The following is a 26304-nucleotide window of genomic DNA, read 5'->3' on the forward strand; positions in this document are numbered from 1 at the left end:
GTAGTTTCGGGCATCATGCGCACGCTTTTTTAAGCGGTCTTGCATGAAAGCTGTCCGCCAGTGTTCTGCTACCGGGCTAATTCTTGAGTGAAATACTCAGGTATTATACAATTTAAACCGATTTAACGTGCAGGTTTCTATTGTGTGTGAATAACATACAGTGGCGCCAGAGCAAGACCGACATGGCTCCGGCAATCAGGTAAATCTGCATTTTCAGGCAAACAGGTGAGATCCAATAATGAGTGAACAGATCGATCAGGCGCTTTCGCGAAAGTACGATGCCGGTTTCTATTCTGAAATCGAGTCCGAAACCTTCGAAAACGGGCTTGACGAATCCGTTATCCGCCGCATTTCAGAAATGAAGGGCGAGCCGGAGTGGATGCTTGAATGGCGTTTAAAAGCATACAACGCGTGGCTGCAAATGGAAGAGCCGGAGTGGGCCCATGTGGAATATCCAAAAGTGGATTTCCAGGCCATTTCTTATTATTCCGCGCCTAAAAGTATGAAAGATAAACCGAAGTCTCTGGACGAGGTCGATCCTGAGCTGCTGCGCACCTACGAAAAGCTGGGCATTCCGCTGCACGAGCAGGAAATGCTGGCGGGTGTAGCCGTTGACGCGGTATTTGATTCAGTGTCTGTTGTAACCACATTCCGTGAAAAGCTGGAAGATGCCGGCGTAATCTTCTGCCCGATTTCTGAGGCTGTTCACAAGTATCCAGAGCTCATCAAAAAATACCTGGGTTCCGTGGTGCCGCGTACAGACAACTTCTATGCGGCACTGAACGGTGCAGTTTTCACCGACGGTTCATTCGTATTTATTCCAAAAGGCGTTCGTTGCCCGATGGAACTGTCGACCTATTTCCGTATTAATGAACAAAATACCGGTCAGTTTGAGCGTACGCTGATTGTTGCCGAAGAAGGCAGTTACGTATCGTATCTTGAAGGCTGTACTGCACCTCAGCGTGACGAGAACCAGTTGCACGCAGCGGTTGTTGAACTGGTCGCCATGGACGATGCGCAAATCAAATATTCAACGGTACAGAACTGGTATCCGGGCGACGAAGACGGTAAAGGCGGTATTTATAACTTCGTAACCAAACGCGGTATTTGTCACACCAATGCAAAAATTTCGTGGACGCAGGTTGAAACTGGTTCATCAGTCACCTGGAAGTATCCTTCTTGTGTGCTGAAAGGCGACAACAGTGTGGGTGAGTTCTACTCAGTGGCACTGACTCGAGGCCGTCAGCAAGCCGATACCGGCACGAAAATGATTCATCTGGGTAAAAATACTCGTTCCACCATTATCTCGAAAGGGATCTCCGCGGGTAAGAGCAATAACGCTTACCGTGGTCTGGTGCAAATGGGTCCCCGTGCAGACGGTGCCCGTAACTTTACCGAATGTGACTCGCTGTTAATCGGCGACCAGTGTGGTGCACACACATTCCCGTATATTGAAAGCAGAAACCCAACCGCCATCGTAGAACACGAAGCGACAACGTCGAAAGTGAGCGATGAGCAGTTATTCTTATGCCAGCAACGTGGTCTGGACGCGGAAAAAGCCGTGTCGATGATCGTTAATGGTTTCTGTAAAGAAGTATTCAAAGAGCTACCAATGGAATTTGCCGTTGAAGCTGGCAAGCTGCTCGAAATTAGTCTTGAAGGTTCAGTGGGGTAATAATGCTAAAAATTTCTAATCTACATGCCAGCGTCGAAGAAAAGACCATTATTAAAGGTCTTGATCTGGAAATTGGTCCAGGTGAAGTACACGCTATCATGGGCCCTAACGGTGCGGGTAAATCCACACTGGGCTATGTACTGTCTGGCCGTGATGGCTACGAAGTATCTGACGGTACGGTAGAACTGAACGGTAAAGACTTACTGGATTTAGACGTAGAAGAGCGTGCCCGCGAAGGTCTGTTCCTGGCATTCCAGTATCCGGTAGAAATTCCGGGTGTTTCAAACATGGAATTCATGAAGGAATCGGTGAATGCAATGCGCGAACAACGTGGTGAAGAGCCACTGACTGCCGCAGAATTCCTCAAGAAAGCTAAAGAAGCCTGCAAACAGGTCCAGCTGCCGCTGGATTTCCTTAAGCGTGGCGTGAACGAAGGCTTTTCTGGTGGTGAGAAGAAGCGTAACGAAATCATGCAAATGATTTTGCTTGAGCCGTCACTGTGTATTCTTGACGAATCAGATTCTGGTCTGGACGTCGACGCCCTGCAGGTTGTGGCTGACGGCGTAAACAGTCAGCGCAACGACAAGCGCAGCTTCATCGTGGTAACTCACTATCAGCGTCTGCTCGACTACATCAAACCTGATTTCGTACACATTCTTGCCGACGGCAAAATCGTCAAGAGCGGCGATGCGTCTCTGGCGCTGGAAGTTGAGAAAAACGGTTACGCTTTCTTAGGTAAAAAATACGAGGAGAGTGAAGCATGAGCCAATGGCTGGAACAAGTCATTGACAACGCTCAGGATGTTTCTGACTTCCTTTCTTCACAACGTAAGAAGTCACTGGCAGCGCTGCAGGAGCAGGGCTGGCCGGGTAAACGTGCTGAACAATGGCGCTTTACCCCGCTGACCAGCGTTGAAAAACGTAAAGCAATCAAAGCGAAAGTCACTGACGAACCTGCAGTGCCACAAATCGACAAGCTCGATACCATCGATTTGGTATTTGCTGACGGTAAACTGGTTACCGATATCAGTGAACTGTCATTGCCTAAAGGCCTGAAAATCAAGTCACTGAAAAAAGCCGGTGATGATGAACAGGCGGCTATCAAAAGCATTTTTGCCAAGATTAAACCTGCTCGCCACACTTTTGGTCTGGTGAACGATGCCGTTGCAAAGCAAGGCGTATTCATTGACGTGGCCGCGGGTGCGAAAATTAAGCCCGTTGTTCGTGTGCTTAACCTCAGTACACAAACAGGCGACGCACACACCCGCGTACTGGTTCGCTTAGGCGAAGCAGCAAAGCTGACGGTCATGGAACACGGTGAGGGCAGTGCAGATAGTTTGACTACGGCGTTTGCCGAATACAGCATTGCTGACCACGCGCACCTTGAGCACTACCGTTTCGCACTGTTTACTGGCAAAGCGAAACAGATCGGTGGTAGCCATTTTAAGTTGGGTGAAGAAGCCAGCCTGAACAGCACGCTAGTGGGTTACGGTAGTGAATTGAGCCGCTTAGATATCGACGTGTGGCATGCCGGTGAGCACGCTAATGCAAAAATGAATGCGATTTATCTGCTGGCCGAAGGCGAGCTGTTCGACCTGCATACCACGTTGGAACATGCTGTTCCTAACGGAACGTCGGAAGAAAACGCCCGTGGTATCGTAGGTGACGGAGCCCGCGCCGTATTTAACGGTCGTATTCATATTCATCGTGATGCGCAGAAAACCCTGGCTGAACTGAACAACCGTAATCTGCTGTTATCTCGTCGCTCACTGATTAATACCAAGCCAGAGCTTGAGATTTACGCCGACGACGTGAAATGTGCCCACGGTGCCACCGTTGCAGAAATCGACGATACCGCACTGTATTACATGCTCAGCCGTGGTATTCCGCGTAGTAAGGCACTGGTTATGCTGAACTTTGGTTTTATTCAGGAGTTGGTTACCCAAATTCCGAAAGAAGCCATCGCAGACTGGTTATTGCCAAAACTCAGTGAACGTTTTTCCCAGATGGAAGTGAAATGACTCTGGACGTAAAGGCCCTGCGGGCGCAATTTCCGATTTTACAGCGCGAGATAGACGGCAAACCGCTAGTCTATCTCGATAACGCTGCAACCACGCAGAAGCCGCAGGTAGTGCTGGACGCGATTATCGACTTTTACACCACCACCAATGCCAATGTGCATCGTGGCGCCCATTTCTTGTCTGACGAAGCGACCCGTCGCTACGAAAAGGCCCGGGACGACGTAGCGGCATTTATCAATGCTAACGGTCGTGAAGAAGTGATCTGGACTGCAGGTACTACCGAGTCTATCAACCTGGTGGCCCGTGGGCTAGGCCAGTTGCTGAAAGCCGGTGAAGAAGTGGTGGTTACTGAAATGGAGCACCACGCCAACCTGGTGACCTGGCAGCAAGCCTGTAAGGTTTCTGGGGGCACACTGAAAGTCGCGCCGATTTTCGAAAACGGCGAGCTCGACGTAGACGCTTTCAGTGCACTGCTTAACGATAAAACGCGCTTAGTCGCGTTCCCCCACGTGTCAAATGCGTTGGGTACAGTTAATCCCATAAAGGAGCTCACTGCAAAAGCCAAAGCAGTGAATGCACTGGTGCTGGTAGACGGCGCTCAGGGTATTGCCCACGGCGGCGTGGACGTGCAGGCAATTGGCTGTGATTTCTATGCATTTTCTGGTCATAAACTGTTTGCGCCAACAGGTATTGGTGCACTGTGGGGCCGCAAATCAGTGCTGGAAAACTGGCCTGTTTGGCTTACCGGCGGTGAAATGATTGCCGATGTTACCTATCAGGATGCTACCTGGGGACAACTGCCTAACCGCCTTGAAGCTGGTACCCCCAATATTGCTGGTGTTATCGGCCTTGGCGCCGCGGTAAACTGGTTCTCAGAACTGGATTTAGCTGCAGTACAAGCTCATGAGCAAGCGTTATTGGCTTCGGCACATGAGCAGGCGTCGGCTATCGATGGTATGCGTGTCATTGGTACAGCGCCGAAGAAGGCCGGGGTGATGAGTTTTATGCTCGGCAACGCCCATCCCGCTGATGTGGGGTTCATTCTCGATCGTCAGGGCGTAGCCATTCGGACCGGTGACAACTGTGCGCAGCCACTGATGAAAAAGTTCGGTATTCCAGGCACCGCACGGGCGTCATTCTCTATTTACAATACCCTTGAAGAAGTCGACAAATTGTATGACGCACTTCGCAAGGCGAATATGATGCTTGCTTAAGCAGGAGGCAACATGGCTGTAGAAACGTTTGTTCCATCCACCACGGTTATTTCATTAACCGACAGTGCGGTAAAGCACTTCGAGAAAAAAGTCGCTAAAAAGCCGGGTAGTGTGATTCGTCTATCAACTAAAGTGAGCGGTTGCACTGGTTACGCTTATGTACTTGATATGGTAGACGGTCCAGAAGCCGATGACGAGCTGGTGGAAGCCAGTAACGCGCTTATGGTGGCGGTTTCTAAAGACGCTGTTCAGTTTGTTCGTAATACAGAAATTGACTACGTTCAGGAAGGTGTTAACGGCGTAATCAAGTATAACAATCCTAATGTCGTAGACGAATGCGGCTGCGGCGAAAGCTTCAATATCGGTTAATTTATTTTGGCAAAAGCGCAAAAAATGGTGGTCACGGAACGTGACTGCAAAGCCCGTCTTGTCCCCGCCGGTCAAATCGCAACGATCCCCGGCGGCGAATTTGTTACCATCACACAAGAACTGGGTGGCAACTACACCATCACCTGGCGTGGCAATATGTATCGTATCGATGGTACCGATGCCGATGCCATCGGTCGTGAACCTATGGTGCTTAATTTCACAACCCCGGAAGACGGCAACATCAGCGAGCAGCAGGTATGGGACGCGCTGGAGACCATCTACGATCCTGAGATCCCAATCAACCTTGTTTCATTAGGCCTCATTTATCATGTTGCTATCGATCAAGCAGCAAAGACCGTCGCGGTAGATATGACGCTCACTGCGCCTGGTTGCGGTATGGGTCCTGTTCTGGTGGGGGATGTAGAGTACCGCATAGGTATGGTGCCCAACGTGAGTGAGGTAAAGGTAGAGCTGGTGTTTGATCCACCTTGGTCACGGGATAAAATGAGCGAGGAAGCTCAGCTCGAAGCCGGTTTATTTTTCTAAGACAGAAGGGTCTCCAATGACAATGTCTCTCCCCAGCACCCAGGATATCGTTGACGATTTGGCGTTTTTTGATGACTGGGAACAACGTTATCAGTACATTATCGATTTAGGTAAATCTATTCATGGTCTGCCTGAAGACGCTAAAACGCCAGACAAACTGGTGAAGGGTTGTCAAAGTAGTGTATGGCTGGAATCACGGGTCGAGAACGGCTTGGTAACATTTTCGGTAGACAGTGACGCGGTCATCGTTCAAGGTTTGCTGGCACTGGTAATGGCGGCATATAACAATAAAACACCGAAACAAATTCTCGATTTCGACATCGACGAATACTTTACTGAGTTAGATTTAGAGAGGCACATCACGCCGACACGGGGAAACGGCCTGCGCGCAATTGTTGCTAAAATTCAAGAATTGGCCAGACGTTCTATTAACTAAGCTAAATAAATCAGGGCGTTGTCACACTTTCTTCACGAAGCACTGGGCATAATACTCAGTCATATTATCGTGCAGGAAAGGGATTGACGATTCCCTCTGGTCAACAGCCCGGGAATTGCCTATAATTCGCGGCCAAAATTTTAATGATTCATTGGAGACAGAAGAATGGCTCTCGAGCGTACATTTTCTATTATCAAGCCTGATGCGGTAGCTAAAAACGTTATCGGTGCAATTTACAACCGTTTTGAAACTGCTGGTCTGCGCATCGTTGCATCTAAAATGCTGCACCTGAGCAAAGAACAAGCTGAAGGTTTCTACGCAGAACACAAAGAGCGTCCTTTCTTCGGCGCACTGGTAGACTTCATGACTTCTGGTCCAGTAATGGTTCAGGTTCTGGAAGGCGAAAATGCGGTAGTTAAAAACCGTGAAATCATGGGCGCGACTAACCCAGCTGATGCAGCTGCCGGTACTCTGCGTTCAGATTACGCAGCGTCTATCGACGAAAACGCAGTACACGGTTCTGACGCACCAGAGTCTGCTGCTCGCGAAATCGCGTACTTCTTCTCTGACGAAGAAATCTGCCCACGCACTCGTTAATTTTTAACGACGCGGAAGCGAAGAAATATAAGAAAAGCCTGTCAGTGTGAACTGACAGGCTTTTTTTATTTGCAGTGTGATTTAGGGGAGATGTCTCTATGGGTTATCTTGCCCCGAATAATGCTTACTGCATCAAAGCTTCACCATTAATTTACCGGTATTCTTACCTTCAAAAAGTAAATTCAATCCATCCATGGCGCTGGTGAGTCCTTCAAGCACATGGGAGCGATACTTTATTTGACCTTTCTGTACATAGGGCGCTAGTTGCTGCACTAATTCGCCGGCTTTGTGCAGGTGGTCCGGCATGGCAAAACCCTGAATGCTCGCCCGTTTCTTTATAAGCGGGATCCAGTTGGGCCCCGGAGACGGCTCATCGGCCTGATAATCGGCAATCATACCGCATACTACAATGCGAGCATGTTCATTCAGGCGGTTGAAGATATGATGTTGAATTGGCCCGCCGGTGTTTTCGAAAAACAGATCAATGCGGTCGGGAGTAAGTGCCTTCAATTTACTTTTCAGATCGTCAGTCTTGTAATTAATCGCGCCGTCGAAGCCCAGTTCATTCACAATCCAATCTGCTTTTTCATCGCTACCCACTACACCAATAACGCGTAGGCCTTCTGCTTTGGCTATTTGCCCAACAATGCTGCCCACCGAGCCCGCAGCGCCGGTAACAATCAGGGTTTCTCCGGTATTAGGTTTGCCTATATTCAATAGGCCTTGGGTTGCGGTGAGTCCTGGCAAGCCAAATATACAGAGGGCGGTTTGTTCGTTAATACCGGGCTGTAATTTGTTAAGTCCTTTGCCGTCGCTGACAAGGTATTCTCGCCAACCCATCATGCCCATCACCAAGTCGCCCTCAGCGAAGTCAGGGTGGTTCGAGTCAATCACCTTGCCCACGCCACTAGCACGCATTACCTCGCCAAGCTCCACCGGAGGAATGTAGCTTTCACGGTCTTCAGCCATCCAGCCGAGCATGGCCGGATCTAAAGACATATAAGTTTGTTTTATCAGGATCTGGTTATCACCGGCAGACGGGGTTTCCCGTTCAACCACCTCAAACAAATGTTCGCCAATTTGCTTGTCTTCACCGGGACGTTTGACCAGTAAAATCTCTTTATGGGTTGTCATGCATGTCTCCACATATTTTGGGGTACTGTTTTTGAGGTACTGTGGAAAGTGAATGTAGGCGACGGAGGACATATTCAAGTTCTTCATCGATGAATCGGTGGCGCTAACGCGATTAAGGTGATCGTAATAAAAAGACGAGGCGTTATGCCTCGTCTTGTAGAGTTATGCATCTAGACTAACTTTTGGGCTAAATGCTTAGTCTTTAACGGCCTTAGTCTTTCAGTCCGCGACGCTTCAATAACGCATCGACGGTAGGTTCCTGGCCGCGGAAATCCACGTAGTTCTGCATCAGATCTTCGCTGTTACCTTTCGACAGCACTTCCTTACGGAACAAGTCGCCGTTCTCACGGGTCAGGCCGCCATTTTCTGCCATATGGGCAAACGCATCGGCTGCCAATACTTCTGTCCACAGGTAGGCATAGTACCCGGCCGAGTAGCCACCTGCGAATGTATGACTGAAGTAAGCTGATTTATAACGTGGTGGTACCGGCGCATAGTCGATACCGTGTTTTTCCAGTGCGGCTTTCTCAAAGGCGGCAACGTCGGTGATTTCTTCATCTGCGCCAATCATATGCCATTCCATATCTAACAGGGCAGCTGCCAGATATTCAACGGTGTTGAAGCCCTGATTAAAGCTCACGGCTTTCATCATCTTATCTAGCAGTGCCTGAGGGATCGGTTCACCGGTTTTATAGTGCTTGGCATAGTTTGCCAATACTGCCGGATCGATAGCCCAGTCTTCGTTAAACTGCGACGGAAACTCTACGAAGTCACGGGCCGTTGATGTTCCAGCCAGACTAGCGTATTTAACCTGTGAAAACAGGCCATGGTCGGCGTGTCCGAATTCGTGGAACAGGGTAGAGGTTTCGTCGAAGGAAAGCAGCGTTGGCTCACCATCAGCCGGTTTCACGATGTTGAGTTCGTTAATAACCACTGGCTTGGTGCCGTTTAAGAACGATTGCGTGACAAACTCGCTCATCCACGCGCCGCCGTTTTTACCTTCACGGGCATAAGGGTCGAAGTAGAACAGGCCGATGTTAGAACCGTCTTCATTGAACACTTCAAACAGGCGGGCATCTTCCACGTACATTGGCAGATCAAACCGTTCTTTGAATGTAATACCGTAGAGTTTTTCCATGGCAAAGAACAAACCGTTTTCCAGTACTGAGTTCAGTTCAAAGTAAGGCTTAACCTGACTGTCGTCGAGATCGTATTTCGCTTTACGTACTTTTTCGGCGTAGTATGCCCAGTCCCAAGGTTGAACATCACCTTTCACACCATCAGCATGCATGACTTCTTCAATGTCAGCGGCTTCTGTTTTGGCTTTCTCGACGGCTTGTGGTGCCAGATCATCAAGGATCTTAAACACGTTTTCCGGGGTTTTCGCCATTTGATTTTCAATGGTGTAAGACGCCCAATTCTCGTAGCCTAATAACGCCGCTTTCTCAGCGCGCAGATGCGTCAACTTGAGGATGATTGGGCCGTTTACGTCAATGGCGCGATTGGCTGATTTTTCCCAGATTTGCTTACGCAGTTCACGATTTTCTAAGCTGGTTAAAACTGGCTGACGGGTTGTATTGACGAGAGTAATTAAATATCCCTCTTTGCCCGCACCTTCTGCAGCAGATTTTAGTGCGGCTTTGTCGCCGTCTGATAAGCCGGCGAGCTTAGATTCGTCAGTCACTAAAATGGTATCGTTTTTAAACGAGGCCAGGATGTTCTGAGAAAACTCGGTTTGCAGCTTAGTAATTTCGCCGTTGATTTCACGGACTTTCGCTTTTTGTTCATCAGTCAGGTTGGCACCTGCGCGAACAAATTGCTCGTAGGTCTTTTCGGTTAAGCGTTTATCGATGGCGCTCAGTGATTCGCGATTTTCATAAACGGTTTTCACTTTCGCAAACAGGGCTGGGTTTAAAAAGATACTGTCGCTGTGTGCGGTAAGTTTCGGCCCTATTTCTGCTTCGATGCGCTGGATTTCGCTGTCGGAAATAATGCCCGACAAGTTAAAGAATACGGTTGCAACGCGGTTCAGCAATTCACCGCTGGTCTCCATGGCCAGAATCGTGTTCTCAAAAGTGGGCTTCTCTTCGCTGGCAGCAATTGCATCTATTTCTGCAGCATGTTCTTCCATGCCTTGTTCAAATGCAGGCTCATAGTTCTCGGTAGTGATTTTGTCGAAATCAGGGGTCTGATAATCCAGCGTGCTGGGTTTCAGCAGAACGTTCTCAGTTTGCACAGATTCAGTACTCGCTGTAGGGGTTGATGCCTGTTTAGTTTCTTCTTTCGCAGGGCTACAGGCCGTTAAGGCGAGTGCTGCCGCAACGGCTGTCGCCATCAGTGACTTTCGCATTAGGTTCTCCAAATATGCCCCGGATTCTGTTCCGGGTTGTTGTTGTGATGCGGGAGTGTTCCCGTTATCTGGTTTATTCCAGCTTACTCTAGCAATGGGGCAGCTTACCTACAATGACTGCAGTCTCGGGTAACCGTAGGTTTATCGCGATTAGCCCGTTTTCATCGCTTTCTTCGCCACAGTCGCTATGATAGAATGCGCGGCTAAAATTTGTGCAAGTCAGTCCTGTTGGCGAGGCGTTCGTTCTCTTCTCACGCAGCCGACATCGCCGGGCGGTAACCCGGTGCATTCCATGGAAGACAAATCGACCGGAACGGAAAACCCATCACGCTTTTTAAAGCGGTAGATGCGGTGTCTTGCACTCACTGAATTTGAATACGACAGAACCTTGGGGTCATCGACAATTTATGGCAAAGACAAACCTTTTAAATCTTAACCGTGCAGGCTTACGGGAATTTTTCGCCGAAATGGGGGAGAAGCCTTTCCGCGCTGATCAGGTGATGAAGTGGATTTATCAGCAGGGTGTCAGCGATTTTAATGAGATGAGTAACCTCAACAAAAACCTGCGTGCCAAACTCCTTGAATATGCCGAAGTGGTCGCGCCTGAAATTGCGTATTACCAGGAAGCGTCAGACGGCACGATTAAGTTTGCGCTGGCCCTTGAAGGGGGGCAGGAAGTCGAGTCGGTTTGGATCCCGGAAACCGAGCGCGCCACGCTTTGTGTGTCTTCTCAGGTAGGGTGTGCCCTTGAATGTACCTTCTGCTCAACGGCGCAGCAAGGGTTTAACCGCAACCTGTCGGTAAGTGAAATTATCGGTCAGGTATGGCGTGTGGCGACTTTTCTTGGCCTATCAAAAGACTCGTCCAAGCGTCCTATCACCAACGTTGTGATGATGGGCATGGGCGAACCACTGTTAAACCTGAAGAACGTGGTACCAGCAATGGACCTGATGCTCGATGACTTCGGCTTTGGCTTGTCTAAGCGCCGTGTGACGTTAAGTACCTCAGGCGTTGTACCTGCGTTGGATATGCTGGGCGACCAGATTGACGTGGCGTTGGCTATTTCACTTCACGCGCCAACTGACGAGTTGCGCAATGAAATTGTACCTATCAACAAAAAGTACAACATTGAAACATTTCTGGCTGGCGTGCGTCGTTACCTGAGCAAGTCGAAGGCAAATCAGGGCAAGGTTACCGTTGAATACGTGATGTTGTCGAACATCAATGATAGTACCGACCAAGCCCACGAGTTAGCCAAGGTTCTGAAAGATACGCCGTGTAAAATCAACCTTATTCCGTTTAATCCGTATCCCGGTTCACCGTACCTGTGTTCGAGCAATTCTCGCATCGACCGCTTTGCAAAAGTGCTGATGAGTTACAACATTACCGTGGTGGTGCGTAAGACGCGTGGTGATGATATTGATGCCGCTTGTGGTCAATTAGTAGGCGATGTGAAAGACAGAACGAAACGAATGTTGAAGAAACAGATGAAAGGTGAAGCGATTTCGGTAAAAATGGCGCAATAGCGAATTGACTTCAGAGGTAGGAGCTTCATGCGATTAAGCGTACTCGCTCTCGTTATTGCATTAACAGGATGTGTTAGTCAGAATCAGCCGGGCGCAATGAACGGCGATGATTTCGATATGGAACAGGCGGCGAAGACACGTATTTCGCTGGGTCTGACGTATTTGAAGAACGGGAACTATCAGCAGGCAAAAGTAAACCTCGACAAAGCGTTGGAGTTTGCTCCCCGCTATGCTGATGCCCATTATTCTCTTGCCTATTATTATCAAACCGTAGAAGAGTGGGAACGCGCTGAAGATTCCTACGACGACGCAATGACCCTTGCGCCGCGCAATGCAGAAATTGCCAACAGTTACGGTGCGTTTCTTTGTCAACGTAAACAATATGACAAAGCTGAAACCTTCTTCCAAAAAGCCCTCGATAATCTGCAATACGCGGGCTCTGCAGAAACCTATGAAAATATGGCTATCTGTGCCTTGCAAGAAGGCAGAACCGATGCTGCCATCAAGTATCTCAATAGTGCGCTGAATCATCAGCCTGGACGCACACAAAGCCTTTTCATGCTCGCAGACCTGTACGTGAAAACAGCGCAGTGGGAAAAAGCGGAAGCCACCATGCGTCGTTACGAGCGTGTGTCCCGCGTGAGTCCCGAGTCTATACAACTAGCCATTGCCATAGCTGAAGGGCTTGGCGATAAAGACACAGCTGAAGGTTACGGTGAGATGCTGGTAACCATGTATCCCCAGAGTGAAGCTGCATTAGCTTATCGTAGTGAAGTGATTAAACGGGCCAATCAGGAAGCACAGGTAGTGCGCCGGGTGAAACCTAAGCCGACGCCAAGTGAAAAGACCGCCAAGGCCCTGGTGCCAGCGAATCAGCCAGCAGTAGCGCCTGCACAAGCAAAGGTGTCGGCAGAACAGCCCGCGGTTGCTTCTTCGCGACAGAGTCCGCAGAATAGCGGTTCTGAAAACGGTGTGCGCTACCACGTCGTGCAGCGAGGTGAAAACCTTTATCGTATATCGTTGATATATAATCTTAAAATGGCTCGGATCCAAGAATGGAATGATCTCGCTGATCCGGGAGACATCGAAGTAGGCATGCGTTTACGTTTGTCTCCACGCCAGTAACACTGACAGGGTTTCTAATGAGTTCAAAAGAAAGTCAGGTTGACGAACAGAATACTGAAAGCCGCCCCACGCCGGGAGAAATGTTGCGCAATGCCCGTGAAAAAGCGGGGCTTTCTCAGCAGAAAATGGCCGACAAGATATTTCTGAAACTGAAAAATATTAAGGATATTGAAAACGATCATCTCGACGACACAATGTCAGCGACCTTCGCAAAAGGCTACGTTCGCATGTATGCCAAACAGCTGGGGCTGGATGAAAACGTCGTGCTGGCAGAGTTTAATCGTATTCATACCACCACTAAACCGCCAGCGAAGCTACAAAGTTTCTCAAAACGGGTGGCAAAACAGGCCCATGATGATCGGTGGATGATGGTGACCTGGGTCATTCTCTTTTTACTGTTAGCTGCGTTTGTGACCTGGTGGTATCAGCAATCGGATATCGGTTCTGTACTCGATAATGACACTACAGAAGAGACACAGAATACGGTGGTTATGCCGTCGCAGCAGCGTAATATGCCTGAAGTTGCTGCAAATGCGCCCACTGAACCTGAATCGTCTTCTACTGAGCCCGCCATTTCTACCGAGTCGGCATCTTTTGACACGGTTAATCAACCTGCCGCGGCACAAGCAAATAGTGCAGAAACGGATGCCCCTGAACAAGATGCGGCCGACAGCATCGATACAAACGAAACCGCTGTCAGTGACGCTGTGACCCAGAGCCAGGAAGTCGCCGTCGAAACACTAAACGAAACATACAGCGACGTGGTCGACCTGGTGTTTACCTTCGACGAAGATTGCTGGATTAATATTGAAGACGCCACAGGCGAAGCCATTGCCTATGGGGTAAAAGCTGCAGGCCGGGTGATGCCGGTGAGCGGGCAGGCACCGTTTAAAGTGACCTTAGGTGCACCTGAAGGTGTAAGTATAACCTTTGATGGAGAAGCCGTAGATATTTCCGCATTCCAGAATGGCAGGATTGCGCGCTTCTCGTTACCAATGCAGGATTAATCATGTTTACTGAAAGTCCCATCAAACGCAGAAAGTCCATTCGGATAAATGTGGGGAATGTGCCCATTGGCGATGGTGCGCCAATTGCCGTGCAGTCAATGACCAATACGCAAACCACGGATGTGGCAGCGACCGTTGCGCAAATTAATCGTATTATTGCGGTAGGTGGCGAAATTGTTCGTGTGTCTGTACCGACCATGGATGCCGCAGAAGCCTTTAAAGAAATCCGTAAGCAAGTGACGGTTCCCCTGGTAGCTGATATCCACTTTGATTATCGAATCGCCCTGAAAGTGGCGGAGTACGGTGTAGATTGTCTGCGTATTAACCCGGGCAATATTGGTAATCTGGAGCGGGTGAAGTCGGTTGTCGATTGTGCCCGAGACAAGAGTATTCCAATTCGTATTGGTGTAAACGGTGGTTCACTGGAACGTGATCTGCAGGAAAAATACGGCGAGCCAACACCAGAAGCGTTGGTGGAGTCCGCCATGCGCCACGTGGACATTCTTGATAAGCTGAATTTTGACCAGTTCAAAGTAAGTGTTAAAGCGTCTGATGTGTTCCTGGCCGTGGGAGCTTATCGCTTACTGGCGAAGCAAATTGAACAGCCACTACATCTCGGCATAACGGAAGCCGGTGGTCAGCGAGCGGGTGCAGTAAAAAGTGCGGTTGGGCTTGGTATGCTGCTGGCTGAGGGGATTGGCGATACATTACGGGTGTCTTTGGCGGCTGATCCCGTGGAAGAAATCAAAGTGGGTTTCGATATCCTTAAATCCCTGCGCATTCGCTCTCGTGGTATCAACTTTATTGCCTGTCCGAGCTGCTCCCGTCAGGAATTTGATGTGATCAGCACGGTGAATGCGTTAGAGCAGCGTGTTGAGGATATTCTCACGCCGATGGATGTGTCTATTATCGGCTGCGTTGTGAACGGTCCGGGTGAGGCTGAAGTGTCTGACCTTGGCTTAACTGGCGCCCGTAACATGAGTGGTTTCTACGAAGACGGACAGCGTCAGCGCGAACGTCTGGCAAACGATGACCTGGTTGACCAACTAGAGCGTCGCATTCGCGCCAAAGCGGCGCGATTGGATGAAGCCAACCGTATCGATGTGTCAGTAAAAGAATCGTAAAAGAAGTATCGTCGACACTGGTTTCGGCGAAGATTGTTGTTTCAGGTTAAAGCCCCTATAATGCGGGGCTTTTAACTATCAGTTTGATGAGAATTTCAGGTGGCTAAAACTATTCAGGCAATCCGTGGAATGAATGACTGCCTGCCAGAAGTGTCTGGTACATGGCAGCGAGTGGAATCCACCCTGCGCCAGGTTGTGGCGAACTACGGTTATCAGGAAATTCGTACCCCTATTGTGGAAAGTACGGATTTATTTAAGCGCTCTATCGGTGAAGTCACTGATATCGTAGAGAAAGAGATGTATACCTTCGAGGACAGAAACGGCGATAGCCTGACTCTGCGTCCAGAAGGCACCGCCAGCACCGTGCGTGCCGGTAATGAGCATGGTCTGTTGTACAACCAGCAACAACGTTTATGGTATATGGGCCCCATGTTCCGCCATGAACGCCCACAAAAAGGTCGCTATCGTCAGTTTCACCAGTTTGGTGTAGAAACCTACGGCATCGACGGGCCAGATATCGACGTGGAAGTGATTTTACTCAGCGCGCGTATCTGGAAAGCATTTGGTATCAGTGATCAGGTCACGCTGCAAATTAACTCCCTGGGTTCAAACGAAGCTCGCCAGAACTACCGCGATGCGCTGGTAGAATATCTGAAAGCCCGCGCTGAAAAGCTCGACGAAGACTCCTTGCGTCGTATGGAAACCAATCCACTGCGTGTACTCGACAGCAAAAATCCTGATGTTCAGGCCGCCATTGCCGATGCGCCTTCGCTGCTGGATTACCTCGACGAAGAATCAAAAACACATTTTTCAAATTTATGTGAACGATTAACGCAAGCAGGTATCCAATACCAGGTTAATTCACGACTGGTACGTGGTTTAGACTACTACAACCGCACGGTTTTCGAGTGGGTCACAGAGAGTCTGGGCGCGCAGGGCACCGTATGTGCCGGTGGTCGTTATGATGGTCTGGTTGAACAATTGGGCGGCAAAGCGACGCCAGCGGTAGGCTTCGCCATGGGGATGGAGCGATTAGTCTTGTTACTGACCACACTGCAAGCCACTGACGAAGATAATCGTGCCGCTGATGTGTATGTTACGTCTATGGGCGTTGAAACTTATGCATTAACGGTAGCTGAACAGTTACGAGATAGCTGTCCTGAATTGCGCATTATGATGCATTGCGGCGGCGGTAACTTTAAGAAGCAGCTAAAACGTGCGGACAAAACCGGCGCAACCGTTGCCGTTCTGCTTGGCAGTGACGAAGCGGAAAAACAATTGGCTACGGTAAAACCACTGCGTGGTGACGGTGAGCAAGAAACCGTTGCACTGTCAGCACTGGCCGAGAAGCTAGCCGGATTAGTGAATTAATCGCTGCATCAGAATGGCAGCAAAGAAGAATATTCAGAGGTTTAAACATGGAACAATTCGCCACAGAAGAACAACAAGTAGAAGCGATTAAAAAGTTTTGGAAAGATAACGGTGCAGCCATCGTTATCGGTGCTGTTATTGGTCTCGGCGGCCTGTGGGGCTGGCGTTACTACTCTGACACCCAGCGCGAATCGAAAGAGCTGGCATCTGCAGAATATCAGGCGGCTGTTGAAGCGATTCAAGCTGATGGTAATGACGATAAGCTGGTGAGCTTCATCGATAAAACAGACAGCACCGGCTATGCTGCCATTGCAGGTTTGGTTGCCGCTCAGCAGTCAGTGAGTGCTAACGAGCTTACCGCAGCGGCTGACACACTGACAAAAGTAAAGAATACCACCAGTGACAAACATCTCGCCGCTGTGGCGTCTTTACGTCTGGCTCGCATTCAACTCGAGCAGGGCAACGCAGATGCCGCGCTGAGTACATTGAAAGATATTACGGACCCAGCGTTTGAAGGTGCAGTCAAAGAAGTCAAAGGCGACGTTCTGGTTGCTCAGGAAAAATTTGATGATGCGCGTATGGCTTACTCAGAAGCGCTGGAAGCCAACAGTGGTAACATGCTGCTTGAAATGAAACTGGATAATCTGCCAGTTGCTGCCGCAAAATAAAAAACAGAGGTATCGGATTTGTTAACTAACACGTGTGGCCGTACTGGCCGAATTACACGGGCTACAGGCCTTGCGCTGTTGTTGTCAGTGTCGCTGTCGGGTTGTACGACTATTTCAGACTGGTTTGCCGACGAAGAAGAGTTGGAAATCCGTCGATTAGCGCCTCTTGATGCTGAATTTAAGCCTACGGTCAATTGGGAAACCGAAGTCGGGGATGGCGTTGATGGCTACTTTTCTCACTTAAGACCGGTTTATGCCAACGATAAACTCTACATTGCAGACCGTCATGGCGTTGTTGCTGCGTTAGACCCTCAAAGCGGCGACAAAATCTGGGAAAAAGATTTTGCCGTGTTTAAAGACGAAGGATGGAAATCTTCCATCACTAATCTGTGGTCTTCAGGCGCTTCGGCAAAAATTGCAGGCTTGTCTGTGAGTGGTGAAAGCGTTTTTGTCGGTACCGAAGACGGCATACTGATGTCACTGAATGCCCAGAGCGGAGAGTTGAACTGGTCGAAAAGTGTAGAAGGTGAGATCCTTGCTGCACCGGCATCGGGTGAAGGGCTTGTGGTGGTTAACACCGGTGCAGGTACCTTGTTTGCCTTTGATTCTGAGACCGGTGAGTCGGCTTGGCAAAATGAATCCGATGTTCCGCCGCTGACGTTGCGCGGTATTTCAACACCCGCAATCAGTAATGGCGGTGTTATTGTTGGAACACCTACCGGAAAAATACAGGTCAATATTATTGACTCAGGTATCGTAGCGTGGGAAACGCCGATCACAGCGCCAAGTGGTGCAACTGAACTTGAGCGAATTGTTGATGTTGATGCAGCTCCGTTACTTTACGGCGGTATTATTTACGCTATCTCGTATAACGGTACGCTTGCTGCAATTGAATTACGCTCTGGCCGGGTGATCTGGAAACGTGAATACGGCTCCTATCGCAATGTTTCGTTGGAAGAGAATGCCTTGTACGTGGTTGATAATAACTCTCACGTTTACGCATTAGACCGTCGAAACGGGGTTGAGATGTGGTCGCAAAGCGGTTTGAAGCAGCGTGTGTTAACTGCCGCTGAGCCGATTGGCAACTACATCGTTGTAGGCGATAAGTGGGGTTACGTACACTGGATTAACAAGGAATCTGGTAAGATTGCTGCCCGCTATGACTTAGGCGGCGACGATGACGACGAGTCTGTATTTGCCGCGCCATTGCGTGTAGGTAATGCGATTATCGCCGTAACCCGCGAAGGTGATGTTGCGTCGTTAACAACGCCAGAATAACACCTGTTGTTTGTCGTTAGCCTTTAGCTGACGACAGCCTGTCTTTTAGGGTATAATCGCCCGATTCATTTCGCTGGCCGCATGATATGCGGCCAGTTTCGTTATTAAATTCGTTTATTTTAGGACTTCAAGCATGTTGCCTGTTGTTGCACTCGTGGGCCGCCCTAACGTGGGTAAATCCACTCTGTTTAACCGTTTAACCAATACGCGCGACGCCTTGGTTGCCGACTTTCCGGGATTGACCCGGGATCGCAAATACGGGCAGGCAACGTATGAACAAAAGCAATTCATCGTGGTGGATACCGGCGGTATCACCGGCGATGAAGAAGGTATTGATGCCGAAATGGCGCAGCAATCGCTGCGCGCCATCGACGAAGCAGACGTTGTACTGTTTCTGGTGGATGCAAGAGCAGGGCTACTGCCTGCGGATATCGGTATTGCTGAACATCTTCGTAAAGTGAACAAAAAGCTGTTTCTGGTGGCGAACAAAGTAGACGGTATCGACGGTGACAGTGAAAGCGCAGACTTTTACACATTAGGGCTCGGTAACGTTCACCAGATTGCTGCTGCGCACGGTCGTGGCGTCACCCAATTGCTGGAAGAGGCCTTGTTACCACTGGCTGAAGACTTTCCTGATATGCAGGTAAAGCCGAAGGTTGAGCAGGAAGAGCTGGACGCAGAAGAACAGCTTGAGCGCTTAAAAAACTTGCCCATCAAGCTGGCGATTGTAGGTAAACCTAATGTGGGTAAATCTACGTTAACTAACCGCATTCTTGGTGAAGAGCGGGTCGTGGTGTATGACTTGCCGGGCACCACCCGTGATAGCGTATTCATTCCGCTGGAACGTGATGACCGCGAATATATCCTTATCGATACTGCGGGTGTGCGCCGACGCAAACGTGTGGCAGACGCGGTAGAAAAATTTTCCATCGTGAAAACTCTGCAAGCCATTGAAGAAGCAAACGTGGTGTTGATGGTGATTGATGCCCGTGAAGGTTTGGCCGATCAGGATTTAAGTCTGTTGGGCTATGTGCTGAACTCAGGCCGTTCTCTGGTGGTAGCGGTAAACAAATGGGATGGTCTTACAACTGACATTAAAGACGAGATCAAGCGCGAGCTGGATCGCCGTCTCGGTTTCATTGATTTTGCCCGTCTGCATTTTATTTCAGCCCTGCACGGTTCTGGGGTGGGGAATTTGTTTGAATCTGTGGTGGAAGCATACGACAGCGCAACACAGCGCGTAGGCACGGCCATGCTGACGCAAATCATGGAAATGGCGCAGGCTGAACACCAGCCGCCTATGGTTCGTGGACGCCGGGTGAAAATGAAATATGCCCATGCTGGTGGTTACAACCCGCCTGTCATCGTTATTCACGGGAACCAATTGAACGATCTGCCTGGTTCGTACAAACGCTATTTGATGAACTATTACCGCAAATCGTTAAAAATAATGGGTACGCCAATCAAAATTGAATTCCGTGAAGGGGCAAACCCGTTTGAAGGGAAGAAGAACCAACTTACGCTGGCACAGCAGCGTAAGCGTAAACGTTTAATGGCGTTTCACAAGAAGAAGTAAGTTACTCTGAGGCCATCCGTCGGATGGCCTTCATCAATTCCGATTCTCCTGGTACCTCGATTGAGGGTAATGCCACGGCAATTAACTCATCGGCAACCCGCGGCGGAAAGGTCGTTGCCAGCGTAACGAGTTTATCCTTCATTTCAAAAACGTACGTGGTTGCGAAAATGGGCTCAGATTTGTCACTTTCAGCATGTACAGCCATTCGATACCCTTTAAATAGGGTGTCGCCCGTATTAACGGTAAAGGATTCAGGCGGCGAGTCCGTTACCAGTTGCAAGCCCTGAACAGTGGCAATTTGCCTGGCTTCTTGTAGATTGAGTTCCAGTGCGGTCGTTAGGCGTGTTTCAACTGGCACGGAAAGATCCACCATTACCGGGCTTACGGTGATATCAATCAGCGCATCTTCATATTCCGGGTGACTGTAACGAGTAATCACACCTTTAAACGGGTCGGGATAATATTGACTGTCTTCCAGTACAAATGCACCAATTTGTTCAGGCAAAGCAAGCGCACTGCGATAATCACTGGCACCTAATGCGGCAAACAGGTATTCGGCTGAGAACACACGTTTTTTAATGGCAGCAAGCCACCAGGTTTCGAGTACCTCTTGCGATAATGTTGCATCTGACTCATCTGACAAAGCCAGAGTACGAAACTGCTGACTGTCTATCTCCACACCGCGCCACTGCACCGTAATCTCGCTAAAGTAGTAAGGAACCACATCTGCAGGCCAAAGGCCGCCAGATGCACTGTGCAGCGTTAACGCTTTCTGTTTCGGTGCCGGCCCCTCTGCAGATAACGAGGCTATGAGTAACTCGTAATCTGCGTTATCTGAATCGGTCAGTACTTCATCGAACCAGTTTTTTTCAGTGAGGATCTGCGCAAATTGACTGCCGCTGAGGGCATCTTCTTTGCATTTTTTCTGTGTATCCAGCGCTTCGCATTCAGCGGTTAATTTCGATGAAGCATAAGTGGAAAACAGGGATATGGGGGCAGCCACATGGTATTGCGGAAGAAAGGTGGCTGGTTTTTCCGGAGTAACCGGTACCTGCTGACATCCTGCCAGTACACCAAGAACGAGCAGACCAGATAACCTTTTCAATGAACGACCTGTGAGAATGATAGGAAAAGTGGGGCATTAGTTTGTCCTAAGCCCCTGAAATCCTCAAGACTCTTTTGCAGTATCTGTACTAATTGACAATACTTTACTGGTGACTTCACCGCGCGCGAGCCGCGTCGTCATTACGTCGTTTTCGTGTAGACTTGCCGCATCCAGCACAGGTTTGTCTTCTTTGAAGGTAATACTGTAGCCCCGTGTCAGTGTTTGCAGAGGGCTTACGGAATGCAGCAGTTGCCCCGAAGCCTGTAGTGAGCGCGCTTTATTTTCTAACAGGCGATGCATCGATTTGCCTAACGATGCGGTGAGTTGTTGATGTTTATCTGCAAGGCGCGCCACCCGTGATGCGGGATTAACTCTGTCTAAACGTCGCAATAACTGATTGAGCCGGTTCGCGCGTTGCGCCATTTGTGTGTTCATTGCATGATTCAGAGCTATCTGCGAGCGGTCTAGCATTTGATACTGATTTTGCAAACGTCGCTCAGGATGCACTGCTTTCAGGCGCTGCTGAAGCACGGCCAATTGATGCTGTTGATGTCTGAACTGCTGTTGCCAGGCACGGTCAAGAGCAGATGCTTTTTGTTGTACAAACGCCAGACGCTCGCTCTGATCCCGGCTTAGCAGTTCGGCTCCTGCAGACGGGGTAGGGGCGCGCACGTCTGCCACAAAGTCGGCAATGGTCACATCGACTTCATGACCCACCGCACTCACCACCGGCACCGGCGATGCAGAAATACAATGGGCCAGGGATTCATCATTAAAGCACCAGAGATCTTCCAGCGAACCGCCACCACGGGTAAGCAAGATGACATCGACCTCATCGCGATGGTATGCGGTTTCCAGCGCATGGATAATCTGCGCTGGCGCCTGCTCGCCCTGCACTAGCGTGGGATAAATAATAACCTCTGTGGCCGGGCTACGGCGTTTCAATACGGTGAGAACATCGTGCAAGGCAGCACCGGCTGAAGAAGTGACCACGCCGATTTTGTTAATCACCTGGGGAACAGGGCGTTTGGCATCGGCGTCGAACAAACCATCACGCTGTAATTTCAGCTTCAGGGCCTCAAAGGCCTGCTTCAGCGCGCCGTCACCGTCGGCCTCAAGATGTTCGATAACCAGTTGATAGTCGCCACGGGGCTCATACAAGCCGACAGAAGCACGAACCAACACTTTATCGCCTTCCTTCGGACGCTGTTTTACATAGCGATTCGACCCTTTGAACATGGCTGCTCGCACTTGCGCTTTGTTATCTTTGAGGGTGAAATACCAGTGGCCCGACGAGGCGGCGACAAAATTGGAGATTTCTGCAGACAGCCAAATAAGGCCAATTTCGCCTTCCAGCACCGTTCTGGCAAGCCTGTTCAGCTTGGTGACAGTGAGAATTTGACGTGATGTAGAAGGGGAATTAAACAGCATAAATAAAAAATCATCAGGTTTAGGACAATTAGAGTTTACCTGATTTAGAAAAAACACTACAATTGCGCCGCAATTAACTCTCCACTTATTCAGGTGTTATTGCATGCTCAGAATCATTCAAGAAGCTCTTACTTTTGATGATGTATTGCTGGTACCAGGACATTCTACTGTCCTTCCTCACACAGCAAATCTCCATACTAAACTGACTCGCGGTGTGTCGCTGAATATCCCTATGGTGTCTGCTTCAATGGATACTGTAACGGAAGCGCGTCTGGCGATTGCCCTTGCCCAGGAAGGCGGCATTGGCTTTATTCACAAAAACATGGAACCAGCCGAGCAGGCAAATCACGTTCGTGAAGTTAAAAAATACGAAAGCGGTGTTGTTTCCGATCCGGTAACGGTAGAACAGACTACAGCTATCGGTGAAGTACTGGCAATGAGCAAGAAGCTGGGTTACTCCGGTTTCCCGGTTACTGACAAAGAAAATAACCTTATTGGTATCGTCACTGGCCGCGATATGCGTTTCCAGAACCGTCCAGATCTTCCGGTCAGTCAGGTAATGACCCCGAAAGAAAAGCTCGTTACCGTAAAAGAAGGTGCAGACTCTAAAGAAGTACTGGATCTGATGCACGCAAATCGTATCGAAAAGATCCTGGTTGTTGACGATGCCTTCAAACTGACTGGTCTTATCACCGTTAAAGATTTCCAAAAAGCAGAAAGCAAACCAAACGCCTGTAAAGATTCTCTGGGTCGTCTGCGCGTTGGTGCGGCTGTGGGTGTAGGTGCTGGTACTGACGAGCGTATTGCTGGTCTCGTTGAGGCAGGCGTTGACGTTCTGCTTATCGATACTTCACACGGTCACTCACAGGGCGTAATCGACCAGGTGGCTCGTATTCGTGGTGCGTATCCTGACTTACAAATCATTGCTGGTAACGTGGCAACAGCAGCGGGTGCGAAAGCGCTGGCAGAGGCTGGTGTTGATGGTGTCAAAGTGGGCATTGGCCCGGGTTCAATCTGCACTACCCGTATCGTAACAGGTTGTGGTGTACCACAAATCACTGCCATTTCTGATGCTGTTGAAGCGCTGAAAGATACCGGCATTCCGGTAATCGCTGACGGCGGTATCCGTTTCTCTGGTGACATCGCGAAAGCGCTGGCAGCGGGTGCAAGCTGCGTAATGGTGGGTAGCATGCTGGCCGGTACTGAAGAAGCGCCAGGTGAAGTTGAACTGTATCAGGGCCGTTACTACAAATCTTACCGTGGTATGGGCTCACTGGGTGCGATGAATCAGCGTCACGGTTCTTCTGACCGTTACTTCCAGGCATCAGACAATGCTGAGAAGCTGGTACCGGAAGGTATTGAAGGTCGCGTAGCATATAAAGGTCCTATTGCGACCATCATCCATCAGCAAATGGGCGGCTTGCGCTCAGCGATGGGTCTGACTGGTTGTGAAGATATCCCTACGCTGAACACCAAAGCACAGTTTGTGCGCGTAACTTCAGCGGGTATGGGCGAGTCTCACGTACACGATGTGAGCATCACCAAAGAAGCGCCAAACTACCGTTTGGGCTAATCGCCGCTAAACTAGTATTTTGTCAGGCTGGTATCTCTACCAGCCTTTCTGTTTTATTTATCGGGTAAAAACATGACTACCAATATTCATAGCCAGCGCATACTTATTCTGGACTTCGGTTCCCAGTACACGCAACTGATCGCACGTCGCGTACGTGAAATCGGTGTTTACTGTGAGCTGTGGGCCTGGGACGTGACCGAGGAGCAAATTCGCGGATTCAACCCTGACGGCATTATCCTGTCGGGCGGCCCGGAGTCGGTCACTGAATTGAACTCCCCCCGTGCTCCTGAATATGTATTTGAAGCCGGTGTACCGGTGCTTGGCGTGTGCTACGGCATGCAGACCATGGCGGAACAGCTTGGCGGTAGCGTACAGGGCTCTAACAAGCGTGAGTTCGGTTATGCGCAGGTTGAAGTATTAAAAGCCACAGACCTGCTGGCACAGATTGAAGACCACGTCGGCGAAAACGGCAATGCACTGCTGGACGTATGGATGAGCCATGGCGATAAAGTGGCGACGATTCCGGAAGGCTTCGAAACCATCGCACAGACACCTTCATGTCCTCATGCTGCTATGTACAACGAAGAAAAGCGTTTCTACGGTGTACAGTTCCACCCGGAAGTCACTCATACCCGCCAGGGCCTGCGTCTGCTGAAGCAGTTTGTGATGGATATCTGTGGTTGTGAGAAGCTCTGGACACCAGGTGCTATCATCGAAGACGCCATCGAGCGTATCAAAGAGAAAGTCGGTGATGACGAAGTGATCCTTGGCCTGTCTGGCGGCGTGGATTCTTCAGTGGTTGCCATGCTGATTCACCGTGCCATCGGTGACAAGCTGACCTGTGTGTTCGTAGACAACGGTCTGCTGCGCTTAAACGAAGGTCAGCAGGTAATGGATATGTTCGGCGACCACTTCGGTCTGAATATCATCAAAGTGGATGCGGAAGATCGCTTCCTGGCTCGTCTTGGCGGCGAAGCGGATCCAGAGAAGAAACGTAAGATCATCGGTAACGAATTCGTAGCGGTATTCGACGAGGAAGCCTCTAAGCTGTCTAACGCCAAGTGGCTGGCACAGGGCACAATTTACCCTGACGTTATTGAATCTGCCGGTTCTGCTACCGGTAAAGCCCACGTTATCAAATCGCATCACAACGTAGGCGGTCTGCCTGAAAACATGAAAATGGGTCTGGTTGAACCGCTGCGCGAACTGTTTAAAGACGAAGTGCGTAAGATTGGTCTTGAGCTCGGCCTGCCGTACGACATGCTGTATCGTCACCCGTTCCCTGGCCCTGGTCTGGGCGTGCGTGTACTGGGCGAAATCAAGAAAGAATATTGTGACCTGCTGCGTCGTGCCGATGCCATCTTCATTGAAGAACTGCATAACGCCGACCTTTATCACAAAGTCAGTCAGGCATTCACCGTATTCCTGCCGGTTCGCTCTGTAGGCGTGATGGGCGATGCCCGTAAATACGACTGGGTTGTATCGCTGCGTGCGGTTGAAACCATCGACTTCATGACTGCGCACTGGGCGCACCTGCCGTACGATTTCTTAGGTAAGGTGTCTAACCGTATCATCAATGAAATCGACGGCATTTCCCGCGTGGTTTACGATATCTCCGGTAAGCCGCCTGCTACGATTGAGTGGGAATAATTTACCCTCGAATTAGTACTACACTCATAGGGTTTGCACATTCAAAGTCCGCGTAACTGCGGACTTTTTTGTTTGCCCAGCGAAGCTGGCAAACCCGTCAGGTTGAAAGAAGCCTGAATCACCCTGACTGAGGGGAAGATAATCCGAATGGCAAGGGCGTTGCTGGCTAACGGCAGGGTCTGAAGGAAGCCATAGGAAGTTAGAAGTACACAACGAAAGTGAACCTGATTCGGCAATGCAGGAGGGTAAGCGTGCAAAATAGCGTGAAGCCCGATACTCGGTCAGTCCTGTATTGTGCTTGAGGGTGGGATTTCTAACAGGGAGCCAGTGCAGTAACTGGGGAAGCCTGACACCGTCTCTGGTGATAAACCAGAAGCATCTGTACGAGAGGAAACTCAAGGCAGGTGTTGGTGCGAGGTGGCAGATGATGCCGTAGTAGTGAGTAAGGTCCGGCCTGAGAAAGCCAGTAATGGTGTGGAGGATAAAACCGGACTGACCATCTGCATTAAGTCAGATGGGGTCTTTACAG

General features: G+C 49.7%; 22 protein-coding genes. 18 read left to right on the forward strand and 4 right to left on the reverse strand.

The annotated features are described in order from the left end of the window. The first annotated feature begins 238 nt into the window (after positions 1-238). The 8 genes from sufB to ndk all read left to right on the forward strand — a co-directional run bounded on the left by sufB (position 239) and on the right by ndk (position 6857). On the forward strand, positions 239-1675 hold the full coding sequence (gene sufB, locus BFC18_RS11560; RefSeq protein WP_070125704.1) for a Fe-S cluster assembly protein SufB: 1437 nt from the start codon (positions 239-241) through the stop codon (positions 1673-1675). Between the two features lie 2 nt (positions 1676-1677). Beyond that, entirely contained in the window at positions 1678-2439 is a 762-nt protein-coding gene (sufC, locus tag BFC18_RS11565) for a Fe-S cluster assembly ATPase SufC (protein ID WP_070125705.1), read from the forward strand. Next, complete coding sequence (sufD, locus tag BFC18_RS11570) at positions 2436-3695, forward strand: Fe-S cluster assembly protein SufD (protein ID WP_070125706.1); 1260 nt, start codon at positions 2436-2438, stop codon at positions 3693-3695. The genes sufC and sufD overlap by 4 nt, the downstream gene beginning before the upstream one ends. After that, the gene (locus tag BFC18_RS11575; protein ID WP_070125707.1) at positions 3692-4909 is read left to right on the forward strand and encodes an aminotransferase class V-fold PLP-dependent enzyme; all 1218 of its coding nucleotides are present in this window, start codon (positions 3692-3694) and stop codon (positions 4907-4909) included. The genes sufD and BFC18_RS11575 overlap by 4 nt, the downstream gene beginning before the upstream one ends. Before the next feature lie 12 nt (positions 4910-4921). Continuing rightward, positions 4922-5278: a HesB/IscA family protein gene (locus BFC18_RS11580; RefSeq protein WP_070125708.1), complete on the forward strand. Its 357-nt coding sequence runs from the start codon at positions 4922-4924 to the stop codon at positions 5276-5278. A 24-nt stretch (positions 5279-5302) separates the two neighbouring features. Then, positions 5303-5824 carry a putative Fe-S cluster assembly protein SufT gene (gene sufT, locus BFC18_RS11585; RefSeq protein WP_070125709.1) on the forward strand — a complete coding sequence of 174 codons (522 nt, stop codon included), beginning with the start codon at positions 5303-5305 and terminating at the stop codon, positions 5822-5824. Positions 5825-5846: 22 nt separating this feature from the next. Continuing rightward, entirely contained in the window at positions 5847-6260 is a 414-nt protein-coding gene (locus tag BFC18_RS11590; RefSeq protein ID WP_070125736.1) for a SufE family protein, read from the forward strand. Between the two features lie 165 nt (positions 6261-6425). Continuing rightward, positions 6426-6857 (forward strand): nucleoside-diphosphate kinase, encoded by a 432-nt coding sequence (ndk, locus tag BFC18_RS11595; RefSeq protein WP_070125710.1) that lies wholly within the window; start codon positions 6426-6428, stop codon positions 6855-6857. A 132-nt stretch (positions 6858-6989) separates the two neighbouring features. Here ndk and BFC18_RS11600 read toward each other — a convergent pair whose 3' ends face one another. Both BFC18_RS11600 and BFC18_RS11605 read right to left on the reverse strand, forming a co-directional pair. Continuing rightward, positions 6990-7991, reverse strand: a complete 1002-nt coding sequence (locus tag BFC18_RS11600; protein ID WP_070125711.1) for an NADP-dependent oxidoreductase — start codon at positions 7989-7991, stop codon at positions 6990-6992. 211 nt (positions 7992-8202) lie between these two features. Next, on the reverse strand, positions 8203-10341 hold the full coding sequence (locus tag BFC18_RS11605) for a M3 family metallopeptidase (RefSeq protein WP_070125712.1): 2139 nt from the start codon (positions 10339-10341) through the stop codon (positions 8203-8205). 407 nt (positions 10342-10748) lie between these two features. On the opposite strand from BFC18_RS11605, the gene rlmN reads away from it, so the two are divergent. From rlmN to der, 8 genes are all read left to right on the forward strand, one after another. Continuing rightward, positions 10749-11867 (forward strand): dual-specificity RNA methyltransferase RlmN, encoded by a 1119-nt coding sequence (gene rlmN, locus BFC18_RS11610; protein WP_070125713.1) that lies wholly within the window; start codon positions 10749-10751, stop codon positions 11865-11867. Positions 11868-11894: 27 nt separating this feature from the next. Continuing rightward, the gene (gene pilW / locus BFC18_RS11615; RefSeq protein ID WP_070125714.1) at positions 11895-12992 is read left to right on the forward strand and encodes a type IV pilus biogenesis/stability protein PilW; all 1098 of its coding nucleotides are present in this window, start codon (positions 11895-11897) and stop codon (positions 12990-12992) included. 17 nt (positions 12993-13009) lie between these two features. Continuing rightward, entirely contained in the window at positions 13010-13999 is a 990-nt protein-coding gene (gene rodZ / locus BFC18_RS11620) for a cytoskeleton protein RodZ (RefSeq protein WP_070125715.1), read from the forward strand. A gap of 2 nt (positions 14000-14001) precedes the next feature. Further along, the gene (gene ispG, locus BFC18_RS11625) at positions 14002-15123 is read left to right on the forward strand and encodes a flavodoxin-dependent (E)-4-hydroxy-3-methylbut-2-enyl-diphosphate synthase (protein WP_070125716.1); all 1122 of its coding nucleotides are present in this window, start codon (positions 14002-14004) and stop codon (positions 15121-15123) included. Positions 15124-15222: 99 nt separating this feature from the next. Next, positions 15223-16494 carry a histidine--tRNA ligase gene (gene hisS, locus BFC18_RS11630; protein ID WP_083273039.1) on the forward strand — a complete coding sequence of 424 codons (1272 nt, stop codon included), beginning with the start codon at positions 15223-15225 and terminating at the stop codon, positions 16492-16494. Between the two features lie 47 nt (positions 16495-16541). Continuing rightward, entirely contained in the window at positions 16542-17162 is a 621-nt protein-coding gene (locus BFC18_RS11635) for a YfgM family protein (RefSeq protein ID WP_070125718.1), read from the forward strand. A gap of 18 nt (positions 17163-17180) precedes the next feature. After that, positions 17181-18440, forward strand: coding sequence for an outer membrane protein assembly factor BamB (gene bamB, locus BFC18_RS11640; RefSeq protein ID WP_139139004.1), 1260 nt, complete (start codon positions 17181-17183; stop codon positions 18438-18440). A 133-nt stretch (positions 18441-18573) separates the two neighbouring features. After that, complete coding sequence (der, locus tag BFC18_RS11645; protein WP_070125719.1) at positions 18574-20016, forward strand: ribosome biogenesis GTPase Der; 1443 nt, start codon at positions 18574-18576, stop codon at positions 20014-20016. Position 20017: 1 nt separating this feature from the next. Here der and BFC18_RS11650 read toward each other — a convergent pair whose 3' ends face one another. Both BFC18_RS11650 and xseA read right to left on the reverse strand, forming a co-directional pair. Beyond that, entirely contained in the window at positions 20018-21121 is a 1104-nt protein-coding gene (locus BFC18_RS11650; protein ID WP_070125720.1) for a hypothetical protein, read from the reverse strand. A 63-nt stretch (positions 21122-21184) separates the two neighbouring features. Continuing rightward, positions 21185-22552 (reverse strand): exodeoxyribonuclease VII large subunit, encoded by a 1368-nt coding sequence (gene xseA / locus BFC18_RS11655; RefSeq protein ID WP_083273043.1) that lies wholly within the window; start codon positions 22550-22552, stop codon positions 21185-21187. 103 nt (positions 22553-22655) lie between these two features. On the opposite strand from xseA, the gene guaB reads away from it, so the two are divergent. Next, positions 22656-24125 (forward strand): IMP dehydrogenase, encoded by a 1470-nt coding sequence (guaB, locus tag BFC18_RS11660; RefSeq protein ID WP_070125721.1) that lies wholly within the window; start codon positions 22656-22658, stop codon positions 24123-24125. Between the two features lie 72 nt (positions 24126-24197). Continuing rightward, positions 24198-25775 (forward strand): glutamine-hydrolyzing GMP synthase, encoded by a 1578-nt coding sequence (guaA, locus tag BFC18_RS11665; RefSeq protein ID WP_070125722.1) that lies wholly within the window; start codon positions 24198-24200, stop codon positions 25773-25775. The last annotated feature ends 529 nt before the right edge of the window (positions 25776-26304 follow it).

It is taken from the genome of Alteromonas confluentis (assembly GCF_001757105.1).
Lineage (GTDB): Bacteria > Pseudomonadota > Gammaproteobacteria > Enterobacterales > Alteromonadaceae > Alteromonas > Alteromonas confluentis.